The organism is Streptomyces sp. NPDC059695, from assembly GCF_042733785.1.
Classification (GTDB): Bacteria; Actinomycetota; Actinomycetes; order Streptomycetales; family Streptomycetaceae; genus Streptomyces.
This window is the reverse complement of record NZ_JBHWFF010000002.1, coordinates 397,383-422,717: the sequence shown is the minus strand read 5'-3', so window position 1 is coordinate 422,717 and position 25,335 is coordinate 397,383. Positions and strand designations below refer to the sequence as shown.

The 25,335-nt window shown below is 72.8% G+C and carries 21 protein-coding genes; 7 read left to right on the top strand and 14 right to left on the bottom strand.

All coding sequences use genetic code 11. The features are described from left to right. Nucleotides 1–16: 16 nt before the first annotated feature. Nucleotides 17–1,660, top strand: a complete 1,644-nt coding sequence (locus tag ACFV2S_RS04450; RefSeq protein ID WP_385554142.1) for a beta-N-acetylhexosaminidase — start codon at nt 17–19, stop codon at nt 1,658–1,660. Nucleotides 1,661–1,740: 80 nt separating this feature from the next. Here the strand turns inward: ACFV2S_RS04450 and ACFV2S_RS04445 are convergent, their stop codons facing one another. The 9 genes from ACFV2S_RS04445 to ACFV2S_RS04405 form a co-directional block, all read right to left on the bottom strand. Next, nucleotides 1,741–3,510 carry an IucA/IucC family protein gene (locus ACFV2S_RS04445; protein WP_385554140.1) on the bottom strand — a complete coding sequence of 590 codons (1,770 nt, stop codon included), beginning with the start codon at nt 3,508–3,510 and terminating at the stop codon, nt 1,741–1,743. Further along, nucleotides 3,507–4,046: a GNAT family N-acetyltransferase gene (locus ACFV2S_RS04440; protein ID WP_385554138.1), complete on the bottom strand. Its 540-nt coding sequence runs from the start codon at nt 4,044–4,046 to the stop codon at nt 3,507–3,509. Before ACFV2S_RS04440 ends, ACFV2S_RS04445 begins: the two co-directional genes overlap by 4 nt. After that, complete coding sequence (locus ACFV2S_RS04435; protein ID WP_385554136.1) at nt 4,043–5,317, bottom strand: lysine N(6)-hydroxylase/L-ornithine N(5)-oxygenase family protein; 1,275 nt, start codon at nt 5,315–5,317, stop codon at nt 4,043–4,045. The genes ACFV2S_RS04440 and ACFV2S_RS04435 overlap by 4 nt, the downstream gene beginning before the upstream one ends. Continuing rightward, entirely contained in the window at nt 5,304–6,782 is a 1,479-nt protein-coding gene (locus ACFV2S_RS04430; protein WP_385554134.1) for a pyridoxal phosphate-dependent decarboxylase family protein, read from the bottom strand. Before ACFV2S_RS04430 ends, ACFV2S_RS04435 begins: the two co-directional genes overlap by 14 nt. A 130-nt stretch (nt 6,783–6,912) precedes the next feature. Next, nucleotides 6,913–7,764 carry a siderophore-interacting protein gene (locus ACFV2S_RS04425; protein WP_385554132.1) on the bottom strand — a complete coding sequence of 284 codons (852 nt, stop codon included), beginning with the start codon at nt 7,762–7,764 and terminating at the stop codon, nt 6,913–6,915. A gap of 98 nt (nt 7,765–7,862) precedes the next feature. Continuing rightward, nucleotides 7,863–9,023: an acyl-CoA dehydrogenase family protein gene (locus tag ACFV2S_RS04420; RefSeq protein WP_385554130.1), complete on the bottom strand. Its 1,161-nt coding sequence runs from the start codon at nt 9,021–9,023 to the stop codon at nt 7,863–7,865. A gap of 8 nt (nt 9,024–9,031) precedes the next feature. Next, on the bottom strand, nt 9,032–9,967 hold the full coding sequence (locus ACFV2S_RS04415; protein WP_385554128.1) for a hydroxymethylglutaryl-CoA lyase: 936 nt from the start codon (nt 9,965–9,967) through the stop codon (nt 9,032–9,034). Beyond that, nucleotides 9,964–11,898, bottom strand: a complete 1,935-nt coding sequence (locus ACFV2S_RS04410) for an acetyl/propionyl/methylcrotonyl-CoA carboxylase subunit alpha (protein WP_385554126.1) — start codon at nt 11,896–11,898, stop codon at nt 9,964–9,966. Before ACFV2S_RS04410 ends, ACFV2S_RS04415 begins: the two co-directional genes overlap by 4 nt. Nucleotides 11,899–11,912: 14 nt before the next feature. After that, nucleotides 11,913–13,520: a carboxyl transferase domain-containing protein gene (locus ACFV2S_RS04405; protein ID WP_385554124.1), complete on the bottom strand. Its 1,608-nt coding sequence runs from the start codon at nt 13,518–13,520 to the stop codon at nt 11,913–11,915. A gap of 87 nt (nt 13,521–13,607) precedes the next feature. On the opposite strand from ACFV2S_RS04405, the gene ACFV2S_RS04400 reads away from it, so the two are divergent. The 3 genes from ACFV2S_RS04400 (at nt 13,608) to ACFV2S_RS04390 (ending at nt 16,024) form a co-directional block, all read left to right on the top strand. Continuing rightward, nucleotides 13,608–14,231: a TetR/AcrR family transcriptional regulator gene (locus ACFV2S_RS04400; protein WP_385554122.1), complete on the top strand. Its 624-nt coding sequence runs from the start codon at nt 13,608–13,610 to the stop codon at nt 14,229–14,231. Between the two features lie 64 nt (nt 14,232–14,295). Further along, nucleotides 14,296–15,069 carry a phosphatase gene (locus tag ACFV2S_RS04395; protein WP_383793434.1) on the top strand — a complete coding sequence of 258 codons (774 nt, stop codon included), beginning with the start codon at nt 14,296–14,298 and terminating at the stop codon, nt 15,067–15,069. Between the two features lie 70 nt (nt 15,070–15,139). After that, nucleotides 15,140–16,024 carry a PhzF family phenazine biosynthesis protein gene (locus ACFV2S_RS04390; protein WP_385554119.1) on the top strand — a complete coding sequence of 295 codons (885 nt, stop codon included), beginning with the start codon at nt 15,140–15,142 and terminating at the stop codon, nt 16,022–16,024. A 33-nt stretch (nt 16,025–16,057) separates the two neighbouring features. Here the strand turns inward: ACFV2S_RS04390 and ACFV2S_RS04385 are convergent, their stop codons facing one another. The 4 genes from ACFV2S_RS04385 to ACFV2S_RS04370 form a co-directional block, all read right to left on the bottom strand. Further along, nucleotides 16,058–16,996, bottom strand: coding sequence for a cation diffusion facilitator family transporter (locus ACFV2S_RS04385; protein ID WP_385554117.1), 939 nt, complete (start codon nt 16,994–16,996; stop codon nt 16,058–16,060). 20 nt (nt 16,997–17,016) lie between these two features. Continuing rightward, nucleotides 17,017–17,889 (bottom strand): acyl-CoA thioesterase, encoded by an 873-nt coding sequence (locus tag ACFV2S_RS04380; protein ID WP_385554115.1) that lies wholly within the window; start codon nt 17,887–17,889, stop codon nt 17,017–17,019. Beyond that, the gene (locus ACFV2S_RS04375; protein WP_383793425.1) at nt 17,890–19,047 is read right to left on the bottom strand and encodes an acyl-CoA dehydrogenase family protein; all 1,158 of its coding nucleotides are present in this window, start codon (nt 19,045–19,047) and stop codon (nt 17,890–17,892) included. 71 nt (nt 19,048–19,118) lie between these two features. After that, nucleotides 19,119–20,309, bottom strand: a complete 1,191-nt coding sequence (locus ACFV2S_RS04370) for a helix-turn-helix domain-containing protein (protein WP_385554113.1) — start codon at nt 20,307–20,309, stop codon at nt 19,119–19,121. Between the two features lie 139 nt (nt 20,310–20,448). On the opposite strand from ACFV2S_RS04370, the gene ACFV2S_RS04365 reads away from it, so the two are divergent. After that, nucleotides 20,449–21,054: a hypothetical protein gene (locus tag ACFV2S_RS04365; protein WP_385554111.1), complete on the top strand. Its 606-nt coding sequence runs from the start codon at nt 20,449–20,451 to the stop codon at nt 21,052–21,054. Nucleotides 21,055–21,070: 16 nt separating this feature from the next. Here the strand turns inward: ACFV2S_RS04365 and ACFV2S_RS04360 are convergent, their stop codons facing one another. Beyond that, on the bottom strand, nt 21,071–22,513 hold the full coding sequence (locus ACFV2S_RS04360) for a PucR family transcriptional regulator (protein WP_385554109.1): 1,443 nt from the start codon (nt 22,511–22,513) through the stop codon (nt 21,071–21,073). A gap of 174 nt (nt 22,514–22,687) precedes the next feature. Between ACFV2S_RS04360 and ACFV2S_RS04355 the strand changes: the two genes are divergently transcribed. Both ACFV2S_RS04355 and speB read left to right on the top strand, forming a co-directional pair. Next, on the top strand, nt 22,688–24,184 hold the full coding sequence (locus ACFV2S_RS04355; protein ID WP_385554107.1) for a sodium:solute symporter: 1,497 nt from the start codon (nt 22,688–22,690) through the stop codon (nt 24,182–24,184). Between the two features lie 61 nt (nt 24,185–24,245). Then, nucleotides 24,246–25,223, top strand: a complete 978-nt coding sequence (gene speB / locus ACFV2S_RS04350) for an agmatinase (protein ID WP_329849903.1) — start codon at nt 24,246–24,248, stop codon at nt 25,221–25,223. Nucleotides 25,224–25,335 lie beyond the last annotated feature (112 nt).

Below are 25,335 nucleotides of genomic sequence, written 5' to 3'. Positions count from 1 at the left end.
TATTTCTTTGCGTTGTTTGGCGCCCCCGGTGCTCTGTACCCCCCCTTTCCCTCCTCGGGGGGGGGCGGGCGGGCGCGGGGGGGGGGGCGCGGGCCCCCCCCCCCCCCACGGCGGCAGCGCCGATGCCAAGACGCCCGGCAGGGCCGCCGCCGAGCCCGAGGTCCGCCCGCTCGGCCGGATCGTGCCCGTACCCGCCTCCGTCACCCCCGGGGGCGAGCCCTACACCCTCACCGCCGCCACCCGCATCGGCATCGACGAGGACTCCGTCGAGTCCCGGGCCATCGGCCGCTACCTCGCCGGACTCCTCCGCCCCGCCACCGGCTTCCCGCTGCCCGTCGTCGACGACGCGGCCGCCGGGCGCGGCATCCGGCTCCGCCTCGACCCCGACGAGACCGGCCTCGGTGCCGAGGGCTACCGGCTCAGCTCCGGACCCGAGGGCCTCACCCTCACCGCGCGCGAACCCGCCGGCCTCTTCCGCGGCGTCCAGACCCTGCGCCAGCAGCTGCCCTCCGCCGTCGAGCGCAAGAGCGTCCAGCCCGGCCCCTGGAAGGTCGCCGGCGGCACGGTCGTCGACACCCCCCGCTACGCCTACCGGGGCGCCATGCTCGACGTCGCCCGCCACTTCTTCACCGTCGACGAGGTGAAGCGCTACATCGACCAGCTCGCCCTCTACAAGGTGAACACCCTCCACCTGCACCTCTCCGACGACCAGGGCTGGCGCATCGCGATCGACTCCTGGCCCCGGCTCACCACCCACGGCGGCTCCACCGAGGTCGGCGCCGGCCCCGGCGGCTTCTACACCAAGGCGCAGTACCGGGAGATCGTCGAGTACGCCGCCTCCCGCTACCAGGAGGTGATCCCCGAGATCGACATGCCCGGCCACACGAACGCCGCGCTCGCCTCCTACGCCGACCTGACCTGCGACGGCGTCGCCCCGCCCCTCTACACCGGCACCAAGGTCGGCTTCAGCTCCCTGTGCGTGCCCAAGGCCGTCACGTACGACTTCGTCGACGACGTCGTCCGGGAGATCGCCGCCCTCACCCCCGGCCGCTACCTCCACATCGGCGGCGACGAGGCCCACTCCACCAGCCACGCCGACTACGTGACCTTCATGGACAAGGTGCAGCCGGTCGTCGCCCGCTACGGCAAGACCGTCGTCGGCTGGCACCAGCTGACCGGCGCCACCCCCGCGAAGGGCGCCCTCGTCCAGTACTGGGGCCTCGACCGCACCCCCGCCGACGAGAAGGAGCGGGTCGCGGCCGCCGCCCGCAACGGCACCGGCCTGATCCTCTCGCCCGCCGACCGCACGTACCTCGACATGAAGTACACGAAGGACACCCCGCTCGGCCTGGCCTGGGCCGGATACGTCGAGGTGCGGCGCTCCTACGACTGGAACCCGGCCACCTACCTGCCCGGCGCCCCGGAGAGCGCCGTCAAGGGCGTCGAGGCCCCGCTGTGGACCGAGACCCTCGCCTCCACCGGGGACCTGGACGTCATGGCCTTCCCGCGTCTGCCGGGCGTGGCGGAACTGGGCTGGTCCCCGCAGTCGGCCCACGACTGGGACGCGTACAAGGTCCGCCTCGCCGAGCAGGCCCCGCGCTTCGACGCGCTGGGCATCCCCTACTACCGCTCGCCCGAGGTCCCCTGGCCCGCCGAGTAGGGCCCGCCCGGCCCCGGGCACGACGACGGGCCCCGGCGGAGGACCGTACTCCGCCGGGGCCCGTGTCGGTCTCGGGAGGGTCAGGCGAACCGGGCGATCGGGTTCACCAGGTCGCCGACCAGCTGGAGGGCCGCCGACGGGTCCGCCAGGTCGACCATCTGCCGGTTGTTGCGGAGCTGGAGCCGGTTCAGGGCCGACAGGGCGAAGGTCTCCGCGAACATGTCGTACTGCGCGAAGCGGTCCGACAGCTCCGGCTTCGACTCCTGGTAGCCGCGGACGCACTCCGCCACCGTGCGCCAGAAGTCGTCCTCCGTGAGGACGCCCTCCGCCGCCAGGGTCGCGCCCAGGAAGCGGAAGAAGCAGTCGAAGACGTCCGTGAAGACCGAGAGGAGCTTCATGTCCTCCGGGACCTCGGCGCGGACGCGCTCCACCGCCGGCGGCAGGACCGCCGCCGGGTCCATCACGCAGATCTCCTCGGCGATGTCCTTGAAGACCGCCCGGTCGACCGCGCCCCGCTCGTCCAGGACGAGGATCACGTTCTCGCCGTGCGGCATGTAGACCAGGTCGTACGCGTAGAAGCAGTGCAGGACCGGGAGCAGGTAGGCGTCCAGATAGCGGCGGAGCCACACCCTCGGCTCCAGGCCCGACTCCGTGATCAGCGCACCCGCGAAGGACGCGCCCGCGTGGTCCAGGTGGAGCAGCGAGGCCATCGTCGCCAGGCGCTCGCCCTCGGCGAGGCCCGGCACCGGGGACTCGCGCCAGAGCGCGGCCAGCATCTTGCGGTAGGGGGAGTAGCGGTCGGTGGCGGCCTCGTACTCCAGGTGCCGGTAGCCGACCGCCGCCCGCTCGCGGATGATCGAGAAGCGGGCCGCCTTCAGGGTCCGGTCCGACTCGATCAGGCCGTGCAGCCAGTCGTTGATCGCCGGGGTGGCCTCCATGTACGCGGCCGACAGGCCCCGCATGAAGCCCATGTTGAGGACCGAGAGGGCCGTCTTGACGTAGTGCTTCGCCGGATCCGAGGTGTTGAAGAAGGTACGGATCGACTGCTGCGCCAGGTAGGCGTCGTCGCCCTCGCCCAGGTACACCAGACGCTGCTGCGCGACCTCGGCGGCGAAGGTGACGGACAGCTTGTTCCACCACTGCCAGGGGTGGGCCGGCATGAGGAGGTAGTCGGCCAGGTCCAGGCCCTGCGCGGCGAGGGTGGCGGCGAAGGCGTCGACCGCCGCGTCGCCCAGCTCGGCGCGGACGAAGGCCTCGTACTCGATGCCGGCGCCCGCCGTGAACGTGGCCCGGTCGCGGTGCGCGGCCAGCCAGATGAGCCGGATCTCGCTCGCGGCCTCCGGGGCGTACGCCCGGAACTCGTCGACGCCGAAGCCCAGCCGGCCGTTGTTCGCGACGAAGCAGGGGTGGCCCTCGGTCATCCCGGTCTCGATCGCCTGGAACCCGGCGCGGGCCAGCTCGGCGGAGGTGACGGGCGGCTTGGTCGCCTTGAAGGCCGTACCGGCCAGGGTGGAGGAGATCTCCTCCAGGTAGACCGGCAGGATCTCGTCGCTCAGACCGAGGGCGCCGCGCAGCTCGGTGATGAACTGGAGCGCGTCGAGCGGGAGCTGCTCGTCGCCCCGGTGGCGGCTGATCGAGTCCGGGTAGACCTGCCAGTGGTCGAGGGCGAAGCGGTCGGCGGTGAAGCGGTACTCGGTGGTGCCGTCGTCGCTGAGGACCTGGTAGCGGCTCTCGCCCAGCTCCTTCGGGTCGAGCAGCCGCTCGTGGGCGAACTCGGCGAGGCCCTTGCGGATCAGGGCGCGGTTGGCGGCGGCCCAGCGCTCGGGGGTGAGGTGTGCGACGGGGTTCATATCGCGGCTCCGACGGCGGTCTCGAACTGGGCGCGGGTGCAGAAGCTCAGCAGGGCCTTCTTCTCCGGCTTCTGGATCTCGCGCTCGGGCACGAAGCCGACGGCCTCGTTGAGCGCGTGCACGGCCTTGTTGCGGACGTCGGGCTCGACGACCACCCGGGCGGTCGCCGGGTCGGCGAACAGCTCCGTCATGACCGCGGTGATCACGGTACGGGTGAAGCCGTGCACGGGGGTGTCGGTGGGCGCGACGAGGAAGTGCATGCCGACGTCTCCGGGGAGCGCGTCGTAGAGCCCGACCAGCTCCAGCTGCGAGGGGTCGTACCGCTCCATGAGGAAGGCGGGCTCGCCGTCGACGAGACCGATGAAGGCGTCGTGGTGCGGGTGGGCGGCGATCGCCATGTACTCGCGCTCGACGTCCTGGAGCTTCGCGTCCTGCATCATCCAGAAGGCGGCCTTGGGGTGGGTGACCCAGGGGTGGATCAGCTCGGCGTCCACGGTGGGGTCGAGCGGGCGGATCTGCACGGTCTGGACGGTCATACGGAGAACTCCTGGAACGCGATGGTCTTCTCGACGGGGTAGTACTCGGAACCCAGCATCTCCCCGATGATGTACGCGTTGCGGTACGGGCCCATGCCCAGGTCGGGCGAGGTGATCGAGTGCGTGTGCACGCCGGCGTTCTGCAGGAAGATCCCGCGGCCCGTCGTGTCGACCGCGTAGTTGCGGGCCACGTCGAAGCGGCCCTGGCCGTCGAACCGGAGGCGGTCGCGGACCGGCTCCAGGAAGGCGGGGACGGCGTACCTGTAGCCCGTGGCGAGGATCAGGCCCTCGGTCTCGACCGTGAAGTCCTTCTCCTGCTCCTCCTGGCGGAAGCCGAGGGTGTACGTGCCCGTCGAGGAGTCGTACGCGGCCGTGTGCAGGGCCGAGTTGGTCAGGAGGCGGGTGGGGACCGGGCCGCCCAGGTTCTTCTGGTAGAGCAGGTCGAAGATGGCGTCGACGAGCTCGCCGTCGATGCCCTTGAAGAGGCCCTTCTGCTGGGTCTCCAGGCGGTAGCGGGTCTGCTCGGGCAGCGCGTGGAAGTAGTCCACGTACTCCGGGGAGGTCATCTCCAGGGTGAGCTTGGTGTACTCCAGGGGGAAGAACCGGGGGGACCGGGTCACCCAGTTCAGCCTGTACCCGTGGACGTCGATCTCGCTCAGCAGGTCGTAGTAGATCTCGGCGGCGCTCTGGCCGCTGCCGACCAGGGTGATCGACTTCTTCTTCTGGAGCTCTTCCTTGTGCGGGACGTAGCGCGAGTTGTGGATCAGGTCGCCGCCGAGGTCCGCGCAGGTCTCGGGGACGTACGGCGGGGTGCCGGTGCCGAGGACGATCCGGGGCGAGCGGAACGTTTCTCCCGCCTCGGTGGTGACCACGTACAGCTCGGTGGACGCGTCGTACGCGACCGACGCCACGGTGGTGGAGAAGCGGATCGAGGTGAGCTTCCCGGCGGCCCAGCGGCAGTAGTCGTTGTACTCGGTCCGCAGCGGGTAGAAGTTCTCCCGGATGTAGAACGAGTAGAGCCGGCCCTTCTCCTTCAGGTAGTTGAGGAAGGAGTACGGCGAGGTCGGGTCCGCGAGGGTGACCAGGTCCGACATGAACGGGGTCTGGAGGTGGGCGCCGTCGAGGAACATCCCCGAGTGCCACTCGAAGTCCGGCTTGGACTCCAGGAAGACGCCGTTCAGCTCGGCGATCGGCTCGGTCAGGCAGGCGAGTCCGAGGTTGAACGGACCGAGCCCGATGCCGATGAAGTCGTGGATCTCAGGCGTGGACAAGGTTCTCTCCCAGGTACTGCTCGGCGTGGCCGGCTATCAGATCGAGGACGGCGGCGATGTCGGCCGCGGTGGTCTCGGGGTTGAGCAAGGTGAACTTGAGGTACTGGCGTCCGTCGACCTTGGTGCCGGCGACGACGGCCTCACCGGAGGCGAACAGGGCCTTGCGGGCGTAGAGGTTGGCCCGGTCGACGTCCTCGGGGGAGGCGGCGGTCTCCGGGACGTAGCGGTAGACGAGCGTGGACAGCTGCGGCTCGACCACGACGTCGTAGCGCGGGTCGGCGGCGAGCAGCCCGAAGCCCTCCCGGGCCAGGTCGCAGACCTCGTCGAAGAGCTCCCCGACGCCGTCGGCGCCCATCACGCGCAGGGTCATCCACAGCTTGAGCGCGTCGAAGCGGCGGGTGGTCTGGAGGGACTTGTCGACCTGGTTCGGGATCTGCTCGGCGAGCGTGGTGGGGGTCCCCCCTGCTCGAGCGAAGCCGAGAGCTTGGGGGAGAGGGTTGAGGTAGTCCGCGTGGTAGGTCGCGTGGCGCAGGGTGGCGCCGTCGCGGACCAGGACGGCGGAGGAACTCACCGGCTGGAAGAAGGACTTGTGGTAGTCGACGGTGACCGAGTCGGCCCGCTCGATGCCGTCCAGGAGGTGGCGGCGGGTCGTGGAGGCGAGCAGTCCGCAGCCGTAGGCGGCGTCGACGTGCATCCAGGCGCCGTACTCCGCGGCGAGGGCGGCGATCTCGGGCAGCGGGTCGATGGAGCCGAAGTCGGTGGTGCCGGCGGTGGCGACGATCGCCATCGGGACCAGGCCCTCGGCGCGGCAGGCCTCCAGCTCGGCGGCGAGGACGACGGACTGCATGCGCTTGGTGGCGTCGACCGGGACGGAGACGACGGCGTCGCGGCCGAGGCCGAGCAGCTGGGCCGACTTCTGGACGCTGAAGTGGCTGCACTCGGAGGAGAAGATCCGCAGCCTCGACAGGTCGGTGGTGCCGGCCTCCTCGCGGGCGAGGAGCAGCGCCTGGAGGTTGGACTGGGTGCCGCCGCTGGTGAAGACGCCGTCGGCGAGCGGGCCGAGGCCGATGCGGCCGGTGGTCCAGTCGATCAGTTTCCGCTCGATGAGGGTGCCGCCGGCGCTCTGGTCCCAGGTGTCGAGGGAGGAGTTGACCGCCGAGAGGACGGCCTCGCCGAGGACGGCGGGGATGACCACCGGGCAGTTGAGGTGCCCGAGGTAGCGGGGGTGGTGGAAGTAGACGGCGTCGCGGAGGTAGACGCTCTCCAGCTCGTCGAGGGCGGCGGAGGCGTCGCCGAGGGGCCGGTCGAGGTCGACCGCGTCGACGACGGGGGCCAGCTCGGCGGGCGTCACGCCCGTGAACGGGCCGCGCGTCGCGGCGAGTTTCCTCGCCACCCGCTCCACTCCTTCGGTGACGGAGCGCCGGTAGCTCTCCGCCGTCGTGTCGTTGAGCAGGTGGGAACGCATGTGTGGGGGCCCTTCCGGGAGCGGACTCGGTCGGTCGTAGTGAGGTTAGCCTAACCTAAGTTCGCAGCACAACGGCCCCCCAACCCGAGAGGGCCGGGGGGCCGTTGGCCCTGTGGGGGTACGGGGAGGGCTACTCCGCTTCCTGCGTCTCGTCCGGGACCTCCCGCAGGGCGTCCTCGGACAGGCCCTTGCGCCAGTAGCCGACGAACGTGACCCGGCGGCGGTCGAGCCCCCGCTCCCGTACGAAGTGGCGGCGCAGTGCCTTCACGGAGCCCGACTCGCCCGCGATCCAGACGTACGGGGCCTCGCCGGGCAGTTCGGCGCCGGACACCGCCTCCACGGCGGACGGCGCCCCCTCCTCCCGTACGAGCCAGGTGACCGTGGCGTCCGCCTCGGTCGCGAGCTCGGTCCGGTCGCCGGAGTAGGGCACCTCCAGGAACACCCGGGCGCGGGTCTCGGCCGGCAGCCACTCCAGGATGGCGGAGGCGGCGGGGAGGGCCGTCTCGTCGGCCCAGATCAGCACGGAGTCGGCGTCGGCGGGCAGTTGGAAGCGGACGCCGGTGTTCGCGGCGACCGCCGGGCCGAGGACGACCACCCGGTCGCCGGGCTCGGCGCGGCTCGCCCAGCGGCAGGCGGGGCCGCCGTCCTCGTGGAGCGCGAAGTCGATGTCCACCTCACTCACCGGCTCGGTGCGCTGCTCGCGGACGGTGTACGAGCGCATCACGGCCCGCTCGTCCGCGGGCATCGCGCGCCAGGCGCCCAGGACGGCGTACATGTCCGGGCCGTCCAGCGGCGGCAGGACCGGGGCCTCCTGGCCGGGGTGCGGCAGGAAGAGGGAGAGCGACTGGTCGCGGCCCCCGGCGGCGAAGTTCTTCAGGTCGTCCCCGGTGAAGGTGACCCGGACCAGGGACGGGCCGAGTCGCCGGGTCCGGTCGACCCGGAGGGAGAAGAACTGGAAGGGGGCGGTCGCGGCGTGGCTCATGAAAACATAGGTTAGCCTAACCTCATCACGTCGCACAGGGGTGCGGGGGAGCCCGCCGCCCCGGAGGGCGACGGGCTCGGTCCGTCACACGGGCCGGGTCAGGCCGGGAGGCCCAACTCCCGTGCGATCAGCATCCGCTGGACCTCGCTGGTGCCCTCGCCGATCTCCAGGATCTTCGAGTCGCGCCACATGCGGGCCACCGGGTACTCGTTCATGAAGCCGTAGCCGCCGTGGATCTGCGTCGCCTCGCGGGCGTTGTCCACGGCCACCGTGGAGGAGTACAGCTTCGCGATCGCCGCCTCCTTCTTGAACGGCTCGCCCAGGACGAGGCGCGAGGCCGCGTCCCGCCAGCCGATCCGGGCCATGTGCGCCTTCATCTCCATGTCGGCGATCTTGAACTGGACGGCCTGGTAGGTGCTGATCGGCGAGCCGAAGGCGTGACGTTCCTTCGCGTACTTCACCGACTCGTCCACACAGCCCTGCGCGAGGCCCGTCGCGAGCGCCGCGATCGCGACCCGGCCCTCGTCCAGGATCCGAAGGAACTGCGCGTACCCCCGGCCCTCCTCGCCCAGCAGGTTCCCCACCGGGACGCGGACGTCGTCGAAGGAGAGCTCACGGGTGTCCGAGGCGTTCCAGCCGACCTTCGAGTACGGCGCCGCGACCGTGAAGCCCGGGGTGCCGGACGGCACGATGATCGAGGAGATCAGCGGCCGCCCGTCGGGCTTGCGGCCGGTGACCGCCGTGACCGTCACCAGACCCGTGATGTCCGTACCGGAGTTGGTGATGAAGCACTTCGAGCCGTTGATGACCCACTGGTCGCCGTCGCGGACGGCGGTCGTGCGGGTGCCGCCGGCGTCGCTGCCCGCCCCCGGCTCGGTCAGACCGAAGGCACCCAGCATCTCGCCGGCGCACAGCTTCGGCAGCCACTCCCGCTTCTGCTCCTCCGTGCCGAACCGGAAGACCGGCATCGCGCCCAGCGAGACGCCCGCCTCCAGGGTGATGGCCACCGAGGAGTCGACCCGGGCCAGCTCCTCCAGGGCGATCCCGAGCGCCAGGTAGTCGCCGCCCATGCCGCCGTACTCCTCGGGGAACGGCAGCCCGAACAGGCCCATGCGGCCCATCTCGCGGACGATCTCGTACGGGAACTCGTGCCGCTCGTAGAGGTCGCCGATCTTCGGCGCCACGACGTCGTGGGCGAACTCCTCGACGGTACGGCGGAGTTCCTCGTGCTCTTCGGTGAGCCGGTGGTCGAGGGACATGTCTTTCGTCACTCCTTGTGGGAGAGGGCGCGGACGGTACGGGAGGGGCTGGGCCGGCCCAGCTGTTCGGCCATCCACACGCTCGTGGCGGTGAGGGCGGCCAGATCGACCCCGGTCTCGATGCCGAGGCCGTCGAGCATCCACACGAGGTCCTCGGTGGCGAGATTGCCCGTCGCGCTCTTCGCGTACGGGCAGCCGCCGAGGCCGCCCGCGGAGGCGTCGACGGTGGTCACCCCGTGGCGCAGGGCCGCCAGGGTGTTGGACAGGGCCTGTCCGTAGGTGTCGTGGAAGTGCACGGCCAGACGGGAGACGGGCACACCGGCCTCGTCGAGCGCCGTGAGCAGGGCCCGGACGTGTCCCGGGGTCGCGACCCCGATCGTGTCCCCGAGGCTCAGCTCGTCGCAGCCCATCTCGGCGAGGGCCTTCGTGACCCGGACGACCTGCTCGACCGGGACGGCGCCCTCCCAGGGGTCGCCGAAGCACATCGAGAGGTAGCCGCGCACCTTCAGCCCGGCCTCTATGGCCCGGGTGACGGTCGGCGCGAACATCGCCAGCGCCTCGTCGACGGTCCGGTTCAGATTGGCCTTCGCGAAGGACTCGGTCGCCGAGGCGAACACGGCGACCTCACGGGCCCCGAGGGCGAGGGCCCGGTCGAGCCCCCGCTCGTTCGGCACCAGCACCGGGAGCCGGACGGGGAGGTCGCGGACGCGCGGGAACAGCTCCTCCGCGTCGGCGAGCTGCGGCACCCACTTCGGGTGCACGAAGCTCGTCGCCTCGATCGTCGAAAGACCCGCCGCGGCGAGCCGCCGCACGAACTCGGCCTTCACGTCGGTCGGGACGGCCGTCTTCTCGTTCTGCAGCCCGTCCCGGGCGCCGACCTCGTGGATCCGGACCCGGGCGGGCAGCGCGGGGTCGGGGACGGTCATGGGCAGGCCGGCGGTCATGCGTCCTCCTCGTCGCGCGGCTTCACCACGGCCAGGATCTGGTCCATGGCGACCGTGGTGCCGGGCGTGACGTCCAGTTCGGTGACGGTGCCGGCGTGCGGGGCGGAGATGACGTGCTCCATCTTCATGGCCTCGACCACGAGCAGGCTCTGCCCGGCCTCCACCTCGTCCCCGACGGCCACCTTCACGACGGTCACCGTGCCGGGCATGGGCGCGGCGAGCGTGTCGGCCCCGCCGTGCCGGGCCCCGGAGAGCGCGGCCTCGACGGGATCGTGGTCCAGGACGTGCCAGGAGTCCCCCTCGCGCCCGAGCCAGCCGCCCGTGCGGTGGAACGTGTGCGTGACGCCGTCCACGGTGACCGTCACGGCGGTGTCCGTGACCCGGGAGCCCACCGGAGCGGGGACCGTGACGGGCTCGGACCCGGCGACCCGCAACGGGAAGGCGAGCGGTCGCGGAGCGCCGCCGAGGCGCCAGCCGCTCGGCACCGAGAACGGGTCCGTCCAGCCGTCCCGGGGCACCGGGGCCAGCTCCGCACTCCGCACGGCCGCCGCCGCCGCGTACACCTCGTCCGGTACGCCCTGCGGGACCAGGCTCTCGGCGTCCCGCTCCACCAGTCCCGTGTCCAGGGCCCCGGACACGACGTCCGGGTGGGCCAGGAGGCGGCGCAGGAAGCCCGCGTTGGTGGGGACGCCCAGGGTGACCAGGTCGGCGAGGGCCGCGCGCAGCTTCCGCAGGGCCGTCGGCCGGTCGGCCGCGTGGACGATGACCTTCGACAGCATCGGGTCGTAGAGGGAGGAGACCTCGCTGCCCTCCACCAGGCCGGAGTCGGTCCGGACGCCGTCGCCCTGCGGCTCGCTCAGCGCGAGGACCGTGCCGCCCGAGGGCAGGAAGCCCCGCGAGGGGTCCTCGGCGCAGATGCGGGCCTCGATCGCCCAGCCGTCGAGCCGGACGTCCTCCTGGCGGAAGCCGAGCGGCTCGCCGGCGGCGACGCGCAGCTGCCACTCCACCAGGTCGAGTCCCGTGATCAGCTCGGTCACGGGGTGCTCGACCTGGAGACGGGTGTTCATCTCCATGAAGCAGTACGCGGACGGGTCACCGCCCGGGACGATGAACTCGACCGTGCCCGCGCCGACATAGCCGCAGGACCGGGCGGCCTCCACGGCCGCCGCGCCCATCGCCGCGCGGGTCTCCTCGTCGAGGAGGACGCTCGGCGCCTCCTCGATGATCTTCTGGTGGCGCCGCTGGAGCGAGCACTCGCGCTCGCCGAGGTGCACCACGTTCCCGTGGGCGTCCGCCAGGACCTGGATCTCGATGTGCCGGGGCCGGTCGATCCACCGCTCCACGAGCAGCGTGTCGTCGCCGAAGGACGCCCGCGCCTCCCGCCGCGCCGCCGCGATCTCCTCGTCCAGGACCGCCAGGTCCCGCACCAGCCGCATGCCCTTGCCGCCGCCGCCCGCGCTGGGCTTCAGCAGCACGGGCGCGCCCAGCTCACGGGCCGCCGCCGCCAGTTCGGGGTCGGCAGCGCCGGGCACCACCGGCACGCCCGCGGCCTTCACGGTGTCCTTCGCCCGGATCTTGTCGCCCATGAGGGCGATCGCCTCGGCGGACGGCCCGATGAAGACGAGCCCCGCCTCGGCGCACGCGCGCGCGAAGCCCGCGTTCTCCGCGAGGAACCCGTAGCCGGGGTGGACGGCCTGCGCCCCGGTGCGCCGCGCCGCGTCGAGCAGCGCCGGCACGGAGAGGTACGACTCGGCGGCCGGCGGCGGACCGATCCGGACCGCCGTGTCCGCCTCCCGCACGTGCCGGGCGTCGGCGTCCGCGTCGCTGTAGACGGCCACCGAGCGCACGCCCAGCGCCCGCAGGGTGCGGATGACGCGGACGGCGATCTCGCCGCGGTTGGCGACGAGCACTGTGTCGAACATGCTCTGCATCTCCTGGGGGCCCCTCACATCCGGAAGACGCCGAACTGGGGGTCACCCAGGGGCGCGTTGGCACAGGCGGTCAGGGCGAGGCCGAGGACCTGCCGGGTCTCCGTCGGGTCGATGACCCCGTCGTCCCACAGCCGGGCGGTCGCGTAGTAGGCGCTGCCCTGCGTCTCGTACTGCTCGCGGATCGGGGCCTTGAAGGCCTCCTCGTCCTCGGCGCTCCACTCGTCGCCGAGCTGGTCGCGCTTGACGGTCGCGAGGACGGAGGCGGCCTGCTCGCCGCCCATGACCGAGATCTTGGCGTTGGGCCACATCCACAGGAAGCGGGGGGAGTACGCCCGGCCGCACATCGAGTAGTTGCCCGCGCCGTACGAACCGCCGACGACCACGGTCAGCTTGGGCACGCGGGTGGTGGCCACGGCCGTCACCATCTTGGCGCCGTGCTTGGCGATGCCGCCGTGCTCGTACGCCTTGCCGACCATGAAGCCGGTGATGTTCTGCAGGAAGACGAGCGGGATCCCGCGCTGGTCGCACAGCTCGATGAAGTGCGCGCCCTTCTGCGCGGACTCGGCGAACAGGATGCCGTTGTTGGCGACGATGCCGACCGGGTGGCCGTGGATCCGGGCGAAGCCGGTGACGAGCGTCTGCCCGTACTCGGACTTGAACTCCTGGAAGCGGGAGCCGTCCACCACCCGGGCGATCACCTCGCGCACGTCGTACGGGGTGCGCGAGTCCACCGGCACCGCGCCGTACAGGCCGTACGGGTCGACCTTCGGCTCCTCGGCCGGCTCGACCGACCAGGGCAGCGGACCGCGTCCGGGGAGGGTCGCCACGATGTTCCGCACGATCCGCAGGGCGTGCGCGTCGTCCTCGGCGAGGTGGTCGGTGACGCCGGAGATCCGGGAGTGGACCTCGCCGCCGCCGAGCTCCTCGGCCGTGACGACCTCGCCGGTCGCCGCCTTCACCAGCGGCGGACCGCCGAGGAAGATCGTGCCCTGGTTCCGCACGATCACGGCCTCGTCGCTCATCGCCGGGACGTACGCGCCGCCGGCGGTGCAGGAGCCCATGACCGCGGCGATCTGCGGGATCCCGGCGCCGGACATCCGGGCCTGGTTGTAGAAGATCCGGCCGAAGTGCTCCCGGTCCGGGAAGACCTCGTCCTGCATCGGCAGGAAGGCGCCGCCCGAGTCGACCAGGTAGAGGCAGGGGAGACGGTTCTCCAGCGCCACCTCCTGGGCGCGCAGGTGCTTCTTCACCGTCATCGGGTAGTACGTGCCGCCCTTGACGGTCGCGTCGTTGGCGACGATCACGCACTCGCGCCCGCTGACCCGGCCGATGCCGGCGATGACGCCGGCCGCCGGGGCCTGGTCGCCGTACATCCCGTTCGCCGCGAGCGGGGCCAGCTCCAGGAAGGGCGAGCCCGGGTCGAGGAGCGTGTCCACCCGGTCCCGCGGCAGCAGCTTGCCGCGCGCGGTGTGCCGGGCCCTGGACTTCTCACCGCCGCCCAGGGCGGCCGCCGCGAGCTTGGCGCGCAGGGTCGCCGCCAGCTCGTGATGGGCCGCCTCGTTGGCCTGCCAGGCCGCGGACGCGGGATCCGCCGCGCTCGTCAGCACAGGTGCCTGCTGCATCCCTCGAGCTCCCTTGCTCGGTTAATGAGCGTTAACGTTTGGCGTCCAGGTTAACGACCGCTAACCGGGTTGTCTAGAATCGAATCCATGACCACCACGCCGGCGACCCCCACGACCCCCACGGCCCGGACGGCCTCGACCCGGATCGACGCGCCGACGCGCCGCGAGCAGATCCTCAAGGAGGCCGCCCGCCTCTTCGCCGAGCGCGGCTTCCACGGCGTGGGCGTGGACGAGATAGGGGCGGCCGTCGGGATCAGCGGCCCCGGCCTGTACCGCCACTTCCCCGGCAAGGACGCGATGCTCGCGGAGCTCCTCGTCGGCATCAGCGAGCGGCTCCTGTCCGGCGGACGCCTGCGCGTGGCCGAGGCCGCCGGGGACCCCCGCGTCCTCCTCGGCGCCCTCATCGACGGGCACATCGACTTCGCCCTCGACGACCGGCCGCTGATCACCCTCCACGACCGCGAGCTCGACCGCCTCAAGGACGAGGACCGCAAGCGGGTCCGGCAGCTCCAGCGGCAGTACGTCGAACTCTGGGTCACCGTCGTGCGCGAGCTGTACCCCGACGCGGGCGAGTCGGAGGCCCGCACGGCCGTCCACGCCGTCTTCGGCCTCCTCAACTCGACCCCGCACCTGGCCGCGCTCGGCCGGCGCCCCATGGAGGACCTGCTGCGGAAGCTCGCGCACGGGGCGTTCGGGGCGCTGGCCGGGTAGCGGCCCGGTCCACGGGGCGGAACGGGTTGCCCATCGCCTCCGGCGCTCGGACAGAATGAACCCCATGCCGATACTCAGCCGCCCCGCCCTCGTCGAGCACCTCGTCCGCACCCGGATCGCGGGAGACGTCGCCACCCCGCGCGACAACAACCTCTCCCACTACCGCAAGCTCGCCAACGGCGACCGGCACTACTGGCTCGGACTCGAGCTCGGGGACCGCTGGACCGACGAGCAGGACGTGCTCGCCGTCATGGCGGAGCGGTGCGGCGTGATCGACGACCCGGCGCACCGGGCCGGCCAGGACACCATCGACCCCGAACTGACCGTCGACGGCCTCGACCGGATGGCCGCCCGGCTGCGCAAGGCCGCCGCGGGCAAGGAGCGGGTCCTCTTCGCGACCGGGCACCCGGGCGCGCTCATCGACGTCCACAGCCGGATCGCCGCCGCGCTGCGCGCCCAGGGCTGCGACATCGTGAAGATCCCCGGCGGGCTCGTCGCCGACGAGGGGTACGTCGTGCAGTTCGCCGACGTCGCCGTCTTCGAGCGCGGCGCGAGCCTGTGGCACACGCACTCCCCGGAGCCGATGAACGCCATCCTCGACGCGCTCGGCGAGGACGGCCGACCGGACCTGGTGATCGCGGACCACGGCTGGGCCGGCCGGGCGGGCCAGCGGGGCGTGGACTCCGTGGGCTACGCCGACTGCAACGACCCCGCGCTGTTCATCGGCGAGGCGGAGGGCACGATGCAGGTCACGATCCCCCTGGACGACCACGTCGTGGACCCGCTCTTCTACGAGCCGATGACCGCGTACACGCTCCACGCGGCGGGCCTCGCCTGACCGCGGGGCGGAGCCCCGGGACGGCCCCCGCCAGGGGAACCAACCCGGGGATCCCCGCCGTTGGCCTGGCATGAACTCGCCACGGGAAACCCCCGACGTCCTGCGTTACACCGCCTTCTCCGACGACCCCGAGGGAGGCAACCCCGCCGGGATCGTTCTCGACGCCACAGGACTCGGCGACGACGAGATGCTGACGATCGCCGCCGAACTCGGCTACAGCGAGAGCGCGTTCCTGACGGCGCCGCCGTCCGGGGGAGCGGGCGCGTGGGACGCCGGGCGCGCCTACACCATCCGCTACTTCAGCCCCAAGGCGGAAGTGCCCTTCTGCGGTCACGCCACCGTCGCGACGGCCGTGGCCCTCGGCGAGCGCCTCGGCCCCGGCGAGCTGGTGTTCACCACGCGGGCCGGGACCGTGCCGGTCACCGTGACGCGCGAGGGAGGGGCGCTGCGGGCCACGCTCACGAGCGTCGAGCCCCACATCGAGGAGATCGCGGCCGGCGATCTGGCGGAGGCGCTCGCCGCGCTCGACTGGCCGGCCGGCGATCTCGATCCCGCGCTGCCTCCCCGCATCGCCTTCGCGGGCGCCCGCCACCTGGTCGTCGCCGCCGCGAGCCGGGAGCGCCTGGCCCACCTGGCGTACGACTTCGCCCGCCTGGAAGCCCTCATGCACCGGCTCGACCTGGTGACGCTGGAGCTGGTCTGGCGTGCCTCCGCGGAGGTCTTCCACGTCCGCGCCCCCTTCCCGGTGGGCGGTGTCGTCGAGGACCCGGCGACCGGGGCGGCGGCCGCCGCCTTCGGCGCGTACGCCCGTGAGCTCGGACTCGTGCCCGAGGCGACGGTCCTCACGCTCCACCAGGGCGAGGACATGGGACGCCCCGGCGTCCTCACGGTGGAACTGCGGGCGGGCGACCGGCGGATCAGGGTCGGCGGCACGGGGACGCGCATCCCGGCCTGATCCGGCCGACGGGCCCCGGGAGGCGGAGAAGCGTCAGGGCCCCGTCCGGCGCTGCTCCACCCCCGGGGTCGGGTCCAGGTACACGCGGCGGATCGACGGGTACCGCTCCCTGAGCTGGGACTCCGCGTCCTCGCACGCCCATTCCACCTGCTCCGCCGACGACACGTCCCGGAAGTCGACCTTCGCCGCGACCAGGACCTCCCCGGGGCCCTGGATCAGGGTGATCAGGTCGAGGACGCCGATGACGTGCGGGACCGAGAGGAGCTCCTCGCGGATCCCGTCGCGCATGGCCCGCGGGGCCGGGCGGCCGATGAGGAGCTCGGCGTTGGAGCGGCCCAGCACCCAGGCCACGTACACGAGCAGCAGGCCGATCAGGACGGAGGCGACGCCGTCCCAGACGGTGGAGCCGGTGATCTGGACCCCGAGCAGGCCGCCCGCCGCGAGCACGAGGCCGGCGAGGGCGGCCGAGTCCTCCATGACGACCGCCTTGACGGTGGTGTCGGCGGTGAGCCGCAGGTAGCGGGCGAAGGGGGTCTTCATCCGCTCGGCCTCGGCCCCGACCTGCCGGATCGCCGTGCGCAGCGAGAAGGCCTCCAGGACGAAGGCGATCGCGAGGACGATGTACGAGAGCGTCGGGTCGCCGGGCTCCTCGCCGTGGGTGAGGGTGTGGATGCCGTCGTAGATCGAGAAGACCGCGCCGCCGACGAACGTGGCGACCGCGGCGAGCATCGCCCAGACGTAGCGCTCGCCCGCGTAGCCGACGGGATGGTCCTCGTCGGCGGGCTTCTCGCTCCGCTTGAGCGCGGTGAGCAGCATCCCCTCGGTGACGGTGTCGGCGACCGAGTGGGCGGCCTCCGAGAGCATCGCGCTGGAGCCGCTGACGATGCCCGCGACGGCCTTGGCGGCGGCGATCCCGAGGTTCGCCGCCGCGGCCACGATCACCGTGGAGGTGCTTTCGCCGTTCTGCCCCATGCGTCGGACGGTATGTCCGACTATCCGCGCGGGACGCGAACGACACCCTCCTGGATGACGGAGATCGCGAGCCGGCCGTCCTGCGTGAAGATCCGGGCCTGGCCGAGCCCGCGCCCGCCGGACGCGGTCGGGGACTCCTGGTCGTACAGGAGCCACTCGTCGGCCCGGAAGGGGCGGTGGAACCACATGGCGTGGTCCAGGGACGCCCCGACGACGTCGCCGACGGCCCAGCCGCCGCGCCCGTGGGCGAGGAGGACCGAGTCGAGCAGGGTCATGTCGGAGACGTACGTGGCGAGCACGACGTGCAGCAGCGGGTCGTCCGCCAGTTTGCCGTTGGTGCGGAACCAGACCTGGGAGCGGGGCTCGCGGGGCACGCCGACCGAGCCCCAGGGCGGGACGTCGGCGTAGCGGAGGTCGACCGCGGCGCGCGCCTCGACCAGCCGGTCCGCGACCTCGCGGGGGAGGTGGCGGGGGAGCATCTCGGCCGGGGTGGCGAGCGACTCCGGGTCCGGGGCGGGCGGCATGTCGACCTGGTGGTCGAGCCCCTCCTCGTACGCCTGGAAGGAGGCGGAGAGGTGGAAGATCGGCTGCCCGTGCTGGACGGCGACGACCCGGCGGGTGGTGAAGGAGCGGCCGTCGCGGATGCGGTCGACCGTGTACACGATCGGCGCGCCCGGGTCGCCGGCGCGCAGGAAGTACGCGTGCAGGGAGTGCGCGAACCTGTCCTCCGGGACGGTCCGCCCCGCCGCCACCAGCGCCTGGGCGGCCACCTGGCCGCCGAAGACGCGGGGGACGAGCGCGGAGCGGGACTGTCCCCGGAAGATGTCCTGCTCGATCCGCTCCAGGTCGAGGAGATCGAGCAGGTCGTCCAGGGCCGTGGGGGCGTCGGGCACCTACAGGCCCATCGACTTGGCGATGATCGACTTCATGATCTCGCTGGTGCCGCCGTAGATGCGGTTGACGCGGTTGTCCGCGTACAGGCGGGCGATCGGGTACTCGTTCATGTAGCCGTAGCCGCCGTGCAGCTGGAGGCAGCGGTCGATGACGCGGTGGGCGACCTCGGTGCAGAACAGCTTGGCGCTCGCGGCCTCGGCCGGGGAGAGCTCGCCCGCGTCCAGGGCCTCCAGGGCGCGGTCGGCGACGGCCTCGGCGGCGTCGACCTCGGCCTGGCAGGCGGCCAGCTCGAACTTGGTGTTCTGGAAGGAGGCGACCGGCTTGCCGAAGACCGTGCGGTCCGTGACGTACTGCTGGGCGAAGCGGACGGCGGCCTTGGCCTGGGCGTAGGCGCCGAAGGCGATGCCCCAGCGCTCGGAGGCCAGGTTGTGGCCCAGGTAGGAGAAGCCCTTGCCCTCCTCGCCGAGCAGGTCCTCGACCGGCACCTTGACGTCGACGAAGGCCAGCTCGGCCGTGTCGGAGGTGCGCAGGCCGAGCTTGTCCAGCTTGCGGCCGATGGAGTAGCCCTCGGACTTGGTGTCGACGGCGAAGAGGGAGATGCCGAAGCGGCGGTCCTCGGCCGACGGGGCGGAGGTGCGGGCGCAGACGATCACGCGGTCGGCGTGGACGCCACCGGTGATGAAGGTCTTGGCGCCGTTGAGGACGTAGTGGGTGCCGTCCTCGGAGAGCTTGGCGGTGGTCTTCATGCCCGCGACGTCGGAGCCGGTGCCCGGCTCGGTCATGGCGAGCGCCCACATCTCCTCGCCGGTGACGAACTTCGGCAGGTAGCGCTTCTTCTGCTCGTCGGTGGAGAGCATCTTGATGTACGGCAGGGCGAGCAGCACGTGGACGCCGGAGCCGCCGAACTGGACGCCGGCGCGCGAGGTCTCCTCGTACAGGACGGCCTCGAACTTGTGGGTGTCCAGGCCCGCGCCGCCGAACTCCTCGGGGACGTTGATGCCGAAGATGCCCAGCTCGCCGAGCTTGTCGTAGAACTCGCGCGGCGCCTGGCCGGCGGCGAACCACTCGTCGTAGACGGGGACGACCTCGGCCTCGATGAAGGCGCGGATGGTCTCCCGGAACGCCTCGTGGTCCTCGTTGAATACGGTACGGCGCACGAGCCGCCTCCTTGTCGCTGCCGGTTGTCTAAGCGCTTGCTCAGGGTGTTCCGTTCGAAGTTACCCAGCGGTCACCCACCCTGTCCAGACTCCGCGCCTGTGATCCAGCGCCCCTTCGCCGGGTCGTGGACGTGGACCGCGCCGCTTCCCTTCGCCCGCCCGCTGGTACGGAAGGCCTCCCCGCCCGGGCCCCCGATCCTCGCCACGCCGCTCCGCCCCTGCGCGCTCCACTCCAGCTCCAGGAACCAGCGGCAGTCGCAGCCGGCCGTGCGGGCCGAGACCAGCAGCTCCTCGGGCTCGGCCGCGGTGACGGCGTACGGGAACGAGACGGCCGGGAGCGTCCGCCCCTCCTCGCCCGAGGCGTCGTACCCGTCGACCGGCCGCGCGAGCGGGCGCGGCGCGTCGAGGTCCACGGCGAACTGCCGGGGGGTGACGGCCCCGCCGCACCCCTCGTCCATCCGGTACGCCTCCCAGGGCAGCGGCGCCGCCCGCCCCACCACGCGCACGTGCAGCCCCTGGAGGACGACGGCCGAGCTCCCCTTCCCCTGCACCGTGAGCCGGACGAGCGTCTGCCCGCCGTCCACGGCGCCGAGCGCCCCGGCCCACCGGGCGGCGTCGGCGGGCACCGGGGGAGCGGGGACCCGCGCCGGGGGCCGGTCGGCGAGATAGGTGTGCCCGCAGCCGTTCTCCCAGAGGGAGGCGACGGTGTACGTGAACGGGTGAGCCGTCGGCGGCTTCGCGCGGGACTGCGGCTCCCGTCCGGTCCCGGACAGCAGGACGGCCCCGAGGGTCAGCGCCACGACGCCCGCCACGGCGCCGACGGCGAACCAGGCCCTCCGCCTCCGCCGGGGCGGCGCGGTGACGGCGCCTCCGGCGGAGGGTGTGGCCCCGGGGGCCGACGGGGCCACGAGGGCGGGCGCCGGACCGGCGGCGGGCGTCAGCCCCGGCGCGGTCCCCCCGGCGGTGACCGGCCCGGCCGCCGCCTCCGCCGGGGGCCGCCGGACGCGGTCCGCGCCCCGCCAGTGCTCCTCCAGTTCCCGCACCTCGTCCGCGCCCGCCCCGCACAGCCGGGCCAGGCGCCCGACGACGGCGAAGGACTCCGGGACGGCCGCACCGGAGCCGTAGCGGTGCAGCGTGGAGGCGCTGACGCCGAGGCGCCGCCCCAGCGCCTCGTAACTCCGCCCGTCCCGCTCCTTCAGCGCGCGCACCCGCGCCGCGAACTCCTCGACCTCGCCCATCGGACCGCCCCACGCTCGTTCCACCCCTGTTGCGTTCTCCCACGTCAGAGGGGGTGGAATGGTTCCGGGACGGGTGAGGGGCGCGGCACCGTTGCCCGGCGTGCGGCGGGCCCCCGACGCTGGTGGAGCACTGACCGAACGACCCGACGGGGGATCCACCACCATGAACACGCTCCGCACCGCATTGGCCGCCGGCGCCGCAGCCGCCCTGGGCCTCGCCGCCCTGGCCGCCGCGCCGGCGCAGGCCGCCGCCCAGCCCGCCTTCCTCGCCGCCTCGCAGATGCCGGCGTCGTCGACGCCGTGGACCGCCACCCAGGTCTTCACCGGCGTCCCGGAGAACGGCGGCGCCCTCTGCGTCCCGTACAAGATCCCGGCGCAGAACACCCGCTACCGCGAGTTCAGCACCGAGCTCGACACCAACGGCGTCCAGATCACCACCGTCGCCCGCACCGAGGCCGACGCGGTGAAGCTGGTCGACACCCTCCGCACGTCCCTCGCCGGCTGCGGCCCGCTCCTGGAGCGGCAGAACCCGGGCCTGAAGGCCGTCAGCGCCTCCCACGGCAAGCTCGCCGTGGAGGAGGGCGCCTGGGTCTACAGCCTGGACACCGCCGACCCGCAGGTCGGCAACACCGACATCCACCTGTTCGCGGTGGGACGTGACGGCAAGACCGTCACCTTCGTCCGCTGGGGCCGGATGGGCGACCTGAAGGACGCCCCGCTGGCCGCCTTCAAGGCGACGACGAAGACGGCGGTGAACAAGCTCTGGTGACCGGAGGCGCTCCGGGTCACGTGGCGCGCAGCGCGAACCACAGCTCCATCCGGACGTCCGGGTCGTCCAGGTCCCGGTCGAGGAGGGCCGCGCAGCGCGCGATCCGCTGGCGGACGGTGTTCCGGTGCAGACCGGTCGCCACCGCCGTCCGGTCCCAGCTGCCGTGCAGCGACAGCCAGACCCGGAGCGTCTCGGCGAGGGGCTCGGTGAGCGGGGCCAGCAGCCCCCGGGCGTAGGCGGCGGCCTCGTCGCGGTCCACGAGCGCGGCGAAGCCGTTGGCCCGGTGCCGGACCAGGGCCGCCCGGGCGGCCTCCGCCCGGCGCAGCGCCCGCTCCGCCTGCGCGTCCCCGGCCGCGAGCTCCGCGGGCGGGACGGACGCGCTCGCCCCGAGCGCCCACCCCTCCTGCGCGGTGACGGGGGCGGCGGAGGGGAGCAGGAGCCGTACGGTCCCGCCGTCCTGGGCCACCAGCGGTGTCCCCAGTGCGGCCGCCAGGCCCGTCGCCGCGAAGGGGGTGCCGTCGCCGCCCCGCGCGTGGACCACCGTCCAGGGGCCCTGGCCCAGCGCGTCCGCGACCTCCTCCGGGGCCGCGCCGAGCAGCAGCCGGACCAGGGCCCCGTCCCGTACGGTCACGTCCGCGCCCCGGTGCGGGGCCGTGAGCAGCGAGAGCAGGACCACGGCCACGCCCGCGATCGTGTGGTCGCCCGGGCCGCGCCGCTCGGTCGCCACCCCGAGCGTCAGGCCCTCCCCGCCGCCGAGCGCGTACGCGGCGAGCCGCAGCCCCCCGCCGTCCCCGCTCGCCGAGGCCGGCCCGCCCGGGCGCGGCCCGAGCACCCCGGCGAGGTCCCGCAGCGCCCGCGCGGCCTCCGCCGGGACCTCCCGGCCCGCCGCGGCGGACTCCGCGCCGTCCGCCCCGAACAGCACCGCCCGCCCCCCGAGCCGCGAGGCGAGGGCGCCGAGCACCGCCGGGACCGGGGCCGGCCGGGCCGCGGCCGCCGCCAGGGACTGCTGGGCCTCCGTCACCCGGCGCAGCTCGTGCAGCCGGGCCTCCGCCATCAGCCGCCACAGCGCCCGCGCCACCGCCGTGAAGGGGGTCCGGGGCGGGACCTCCACGAGCGGCAGGCCGTGCCGCTCGCAGGCCGCGACGAGGTCCGGGGGCACCGTGTCGTACACCGGTGTCACCCCGAAGGCGAGCGCCGCCGCCCCCGCCTCCACGACCCGCCCGACGTAGTGCGCCGGATCGGTGAGCTGCACGCCCGCCGTCATCAGCAGTTCGCCGCCCAGGAGGTACGGATAGGGGTCGGCCATCTCCGAGGTGTGCACCCAGTGGAGGGGGACGTCCTCGGGCCCGGCGAGCAGCCGGAGGCCCAGGTCGGGGCGGGCGAGCAGCGCGGCGAGCGGCACCGGGGGCGCCGGAGGCGTGGAGCCGGTCTCCGCGGGGGGCGTCGGGGTCATCGACATGGGCCCTTCGTACATCCCCCGCCCGGACAGTGGAGGAAACGTACACTTCAACGTCGCTTTCCGGCCACCTACTGTCGTGACATCCCAGGGCCGCGGGTACGGGCGGATGTCCCCGCGATCAGCACCTGGGCACTCCCCCGCACGACACGCCACCGAGGTGAGAAGGAGGGCCCCATGGCCGTCGACTACACAGTGATCGTCCTGTACTTGGCCGGCATGCTCGCGATGGGCTGGTGGGGCATGCGCCGCGCCAAGTCCAAGAGCGAGTTCCTGGTGGCCGGCCGCCGCCTCGGGCCCTGGATGTACTCCGGGACGATGGCCGCCATCGTCCTCGGCGGCGCCTCCACCATCGGCGGCGTCGGCCTCGGCTACAAGTACGGCCTCTCCGGCGCCTGGATGGTCTTCGCGATCGGCCTCGGCCTGCTCGCCCTGTCGGTCTTCTTCTCCGCCCGCATCGCCCGGCTGAAGGTCTACACCGTCTCCGAGATGCTCGACCTGCGCTACGGCGGCAGGGCCGGCGTCATCTCGGGCGTCGTGATGTGGGCGTACACGCTGATGCTCGCCGTCACCTCGACCATCGCGTACGCCACGATCTTCGACGTCCTCTTCGACCTGCCCCGGACCCTGGCCATCGTCCTCGGCGGCACCATCGTCGTCGCGTACTCGACGCTCGGCGGCATGTGGTCCATCACCATCACCGACATGGTGCAGTTCGTCGTGAAGACCATCGGCGTGCTGCTCCTGCTGCTGCCGATCGCCGTGGTCAAGGCCGGCGGCTTCGAGGGGATGCGGGACGCGCTGCCCACCTCGTACTTCGAGCCGCTCGGCATCGGCGGCGAGACGATCTTCACCTACGTGCTGATCTACACCTTCGGCATGCTCATCGGCCAGGACATCTGGCAGCGGGTCTTCACCGCCCGCACCGACAAGGTCGCCAAGTGGGGCGGCACCGTCGCCGGCACCTACTGTCTGGCCTACGCGCTCGCCGGAGCCGTCATCGGCACCGCCGCCAAGGTCATGTACCCGACGCTGCCCAGCGCCGACGACGCCTTCGCCACCATCGTCAAGGACGAACTGCCGATGGGCGTCCGGGGCCTCGTCCTCGCCGCCGCGCTCGCCGCCGTCATGTCCACCTCCTCCGGCGCCCTCATCGCCTGCGCCACCGTCGCCAACAACGACATCTGGTCACGCCTGCGCGGCTCCGTCGCGGGGAAGGACGAGAACGACCACGACGAGGTGAAGGGCAACCGCCTCTTCATCCTCGTCATGGGCGTCGCCGTCATCCTCATCGCCATCGCCCTCAACGACGTCGTCCAGGCGCTCACCGTCGCCTACAACCTGCTGGTCGGCGGGCTCCTCGTGCCCATCCTCGGCGGCCTGCTCTGGCGCCGCGGCACCGTCCAGGGCGCGCTCGCCGCGGTCGCCGTCGGCGGTCTGACCGTCATTGGCCTGATGTGGACTTACGGAATCCTGGCAAATGAGCCTGTTTACTATGGTTTGTTGGCCTCGCTCGCCGCCTATGTGATCGTTTCCCTGGCGACCCGCCCCACGGACGCCGCCGTGCTCGCGAACTGGCGCGCCCGGCTCGCGGGCCAGGACACCGCCCAGGCCCCGGCCGAAGGCACCGCACCCGAGGGCACCGGGGCCACCCCGGCGACCCTGACCGGCTGACCCCCGCACCACCGGACGAGACCCGTCCGGACGACACCCCGACCCCCAGGAGGACCCGACCATGAGCAGCAGCGACCAGAACGCCTTCCGCGGCCCGATCGACTCGTCCCGCATCCCGCGGTACGCCGGTCCCGCGACGTTCGCCCGTCTGCCGCGCCTCGACGAGGTCGGCACCGCCGACGTCGCGGTGGTCGGCGTCCCCTTCGACACCGGCGTCTCCTATCGCCCCGGCGCCCGATTCGGCGGCAACGCCATCCGCGAGGCCTCCCGCCTCCTGCGCCCGTACAACCCGGCGCAGGACGCCTCCCCGTTCGCCCTCGCGCAGGTCGCGGACGCCGGTGACATCGCCGCCAACCCGTTCAACATCAACGAGGCCGTCGAGACCATCGAGGCCGCCGCCGACGACCTCCTCGGCACCGGCGCCCGCATGATGACCCTCGGCGGCGACCACACCATCGCCCTGCCGCTGCTGCGCTCCGTCGCCAAGAAGCACGGCCCCGTCGCCCTGCTCCACTTCGACGCGCACCTCGACACCTGGGACACCTACTTCGGCGCCGAGTACACCCACGGCACGCCGTTCCGCCGCGCCGTCGAGGAAGGCATCCTCGACACCTCCGCCCTCTCCCACGTCGGCACCCGCGGCCCGCTCTACGGCAAGCAGGACCTCACCGACGACGAGAAGCTCGGCTTCGGCATCGTCACCTCCGCCGACGTCTACCGCCGCGGCGCCGACGAGGTCGCCGACCAGCTGCGCCAGCGCATCGGCGACCGCCCGCTGTACATCTCCATCGACATCGACTGCCTCGACCCGGCCCACGCCCCCGGCACCGGCACCCCCGAGGCCGGCGGCATGACCTCCCGCGAGCTGCTGGAGATCCTCCGCGGGCTCTCCTCCTGCAACCTGGTCTCCGCCGACGTCGTCGAGGTCGCCCCGGCCTACGACCACGCCGAGATCACCGCCGTCGCCGCCTCGCACACGGCGTACGAACTGACGACGATCATGTCCCGCCAGATCGCAGCGGCGCGCGACGCGAAGTAGCACCCTGTCGGGGGGGGGGGCGGGCGGGGCGCGCGCGGCCCCCCGCGGGCCGCCCGCCCCCCCCCGACACCCACCGCGCCCCACAGACCGCACCCACACCACCCCGCGCGCC

What these genes read in the sequence shown, in the direction of transcription:
- ACFV2S_RS04445 (WP_385554140.1), bottom strand. Translation starts at nt 3,510, where the DNA reads ATGAACCCCGTCGCACACCTCACCCCCGAGCGCTGGGCCGCCGCCAAC.
- ACFV2S_RS04440 (WP_385554138.1), bottom strand. Translation starts at nt 4,046, where the DNA reads ATGACCGTCCAGACCGTGCAGATCCGCCCGCTCGACCCCACCGTGGAC.
- ACFV2S_RS04430 (WP_385554134.1), bottom strand. Translation starts at nt 6,782, where the DNA reads ATGCGTTCCCACCTGCTCAACGACACGACGGCGGAGAGCTACCGGCGC.
- ACFV2S_RS04425 (WP_385554132.1), bottom strand. Translation starts at nt 7,764, where the DNA reads ATGAGCCACGCCGCGACCGCCCCCTTCCAGTTCTTCTCCCTCCGGGTC.
- ACFV2S_RS04420 (WP_385554130.1), bottom strand. Translation starts at nt 9,023, where the DNA reads ATGTCCCTCGACCACCGGCTCACCGAAGAGCACGAGGAACTCCGCCGT.
- ACFV2S_RS04415 (WP_385554128.1), bottom strand. Translation starts at nt 9,967, where the DNA reads ATGACCGCCGGCCTGCCCATGACCGTCCCCGACCCCGCGCTGCCCGCC.
- ACFV2S_RS04410 (WP_385554126.1), bottom strand. Translation starts at nt 11,898, where the DNA reads ATGCAGAGCATGTTCGACACAGTGCTCGTCGCCAACCGCGGCGAGATC.
- ACFV2S_RS04405 (WP_385554124.1), bottom strand. Translation starts at nt 13,520, where the DNA reads ATGCAGCAGGCACCTGTGCTGACGAGCGCGGCGGATCCCGCGTCCGCG.
- ACFV2S_RS04400 (WP_385554122.1), top strand. Translation starts at nt 13,608, where the DNA reads ATGACCACCACGCCGGCGACCCCCACGACCCCCACGGCCCGGACGGCC.
- ACFV2S_RS04395 (WP_383793434.1), top strand. Translation starts at nt 14,296, where the DNA reads ATGCCGATACTCAGCCGCCCCGCCCTCGTCGAGCACCTCGTCCGCACC.
- ACFV2S_RS04390 (WP_385554119.1), top strand. Translation starts at nt 15,140, where the DNA reads ATGAACTCGCCACGGGAAACCCCCGACGTCCTGCGTTACACCGCCTTC.
- ACFV2S_RS04385 (WP_385554117.1), bottom strand. Translation starts at nt 16,996, where the DNA reads ATGGGGCAGAACGGCGAAAGCACCTCCACGGTGATCGTGGCCGCGGCG.
- ACFV2S_RS04365 (WP_385554111.1), top strand. Translation starts at nt 20,449, where the DNA reads ATGAACACGCTCCGCACCGCATTGGCCGCCGGCGCCGCAGCCGCCCTG.
- ACFV2S_RS04360 (WP_385554109.1), bottom strand. Translation starts at nt 22,513, where the DNA reads ATGTCGATGACCCCGACGCCCCCCGCGGAGACCGGCTCCACGCCTCCG.
- ACFV2S_RS04355 (WP_385554107.1), top strand. Translation starts at nt 22,688, where the DNA reads ATGGCCGTCGACTACACAGTGATCGTCCTGTACTTGGCCGGCATGCTC.
- speB (WP_329849903.1), top strand. Translation starts at nt 24,246, where the DNA reads ATGAGCAGCAGCGACCAGAACGCCTTCCGCGGCCCGATCGACTCGTCC.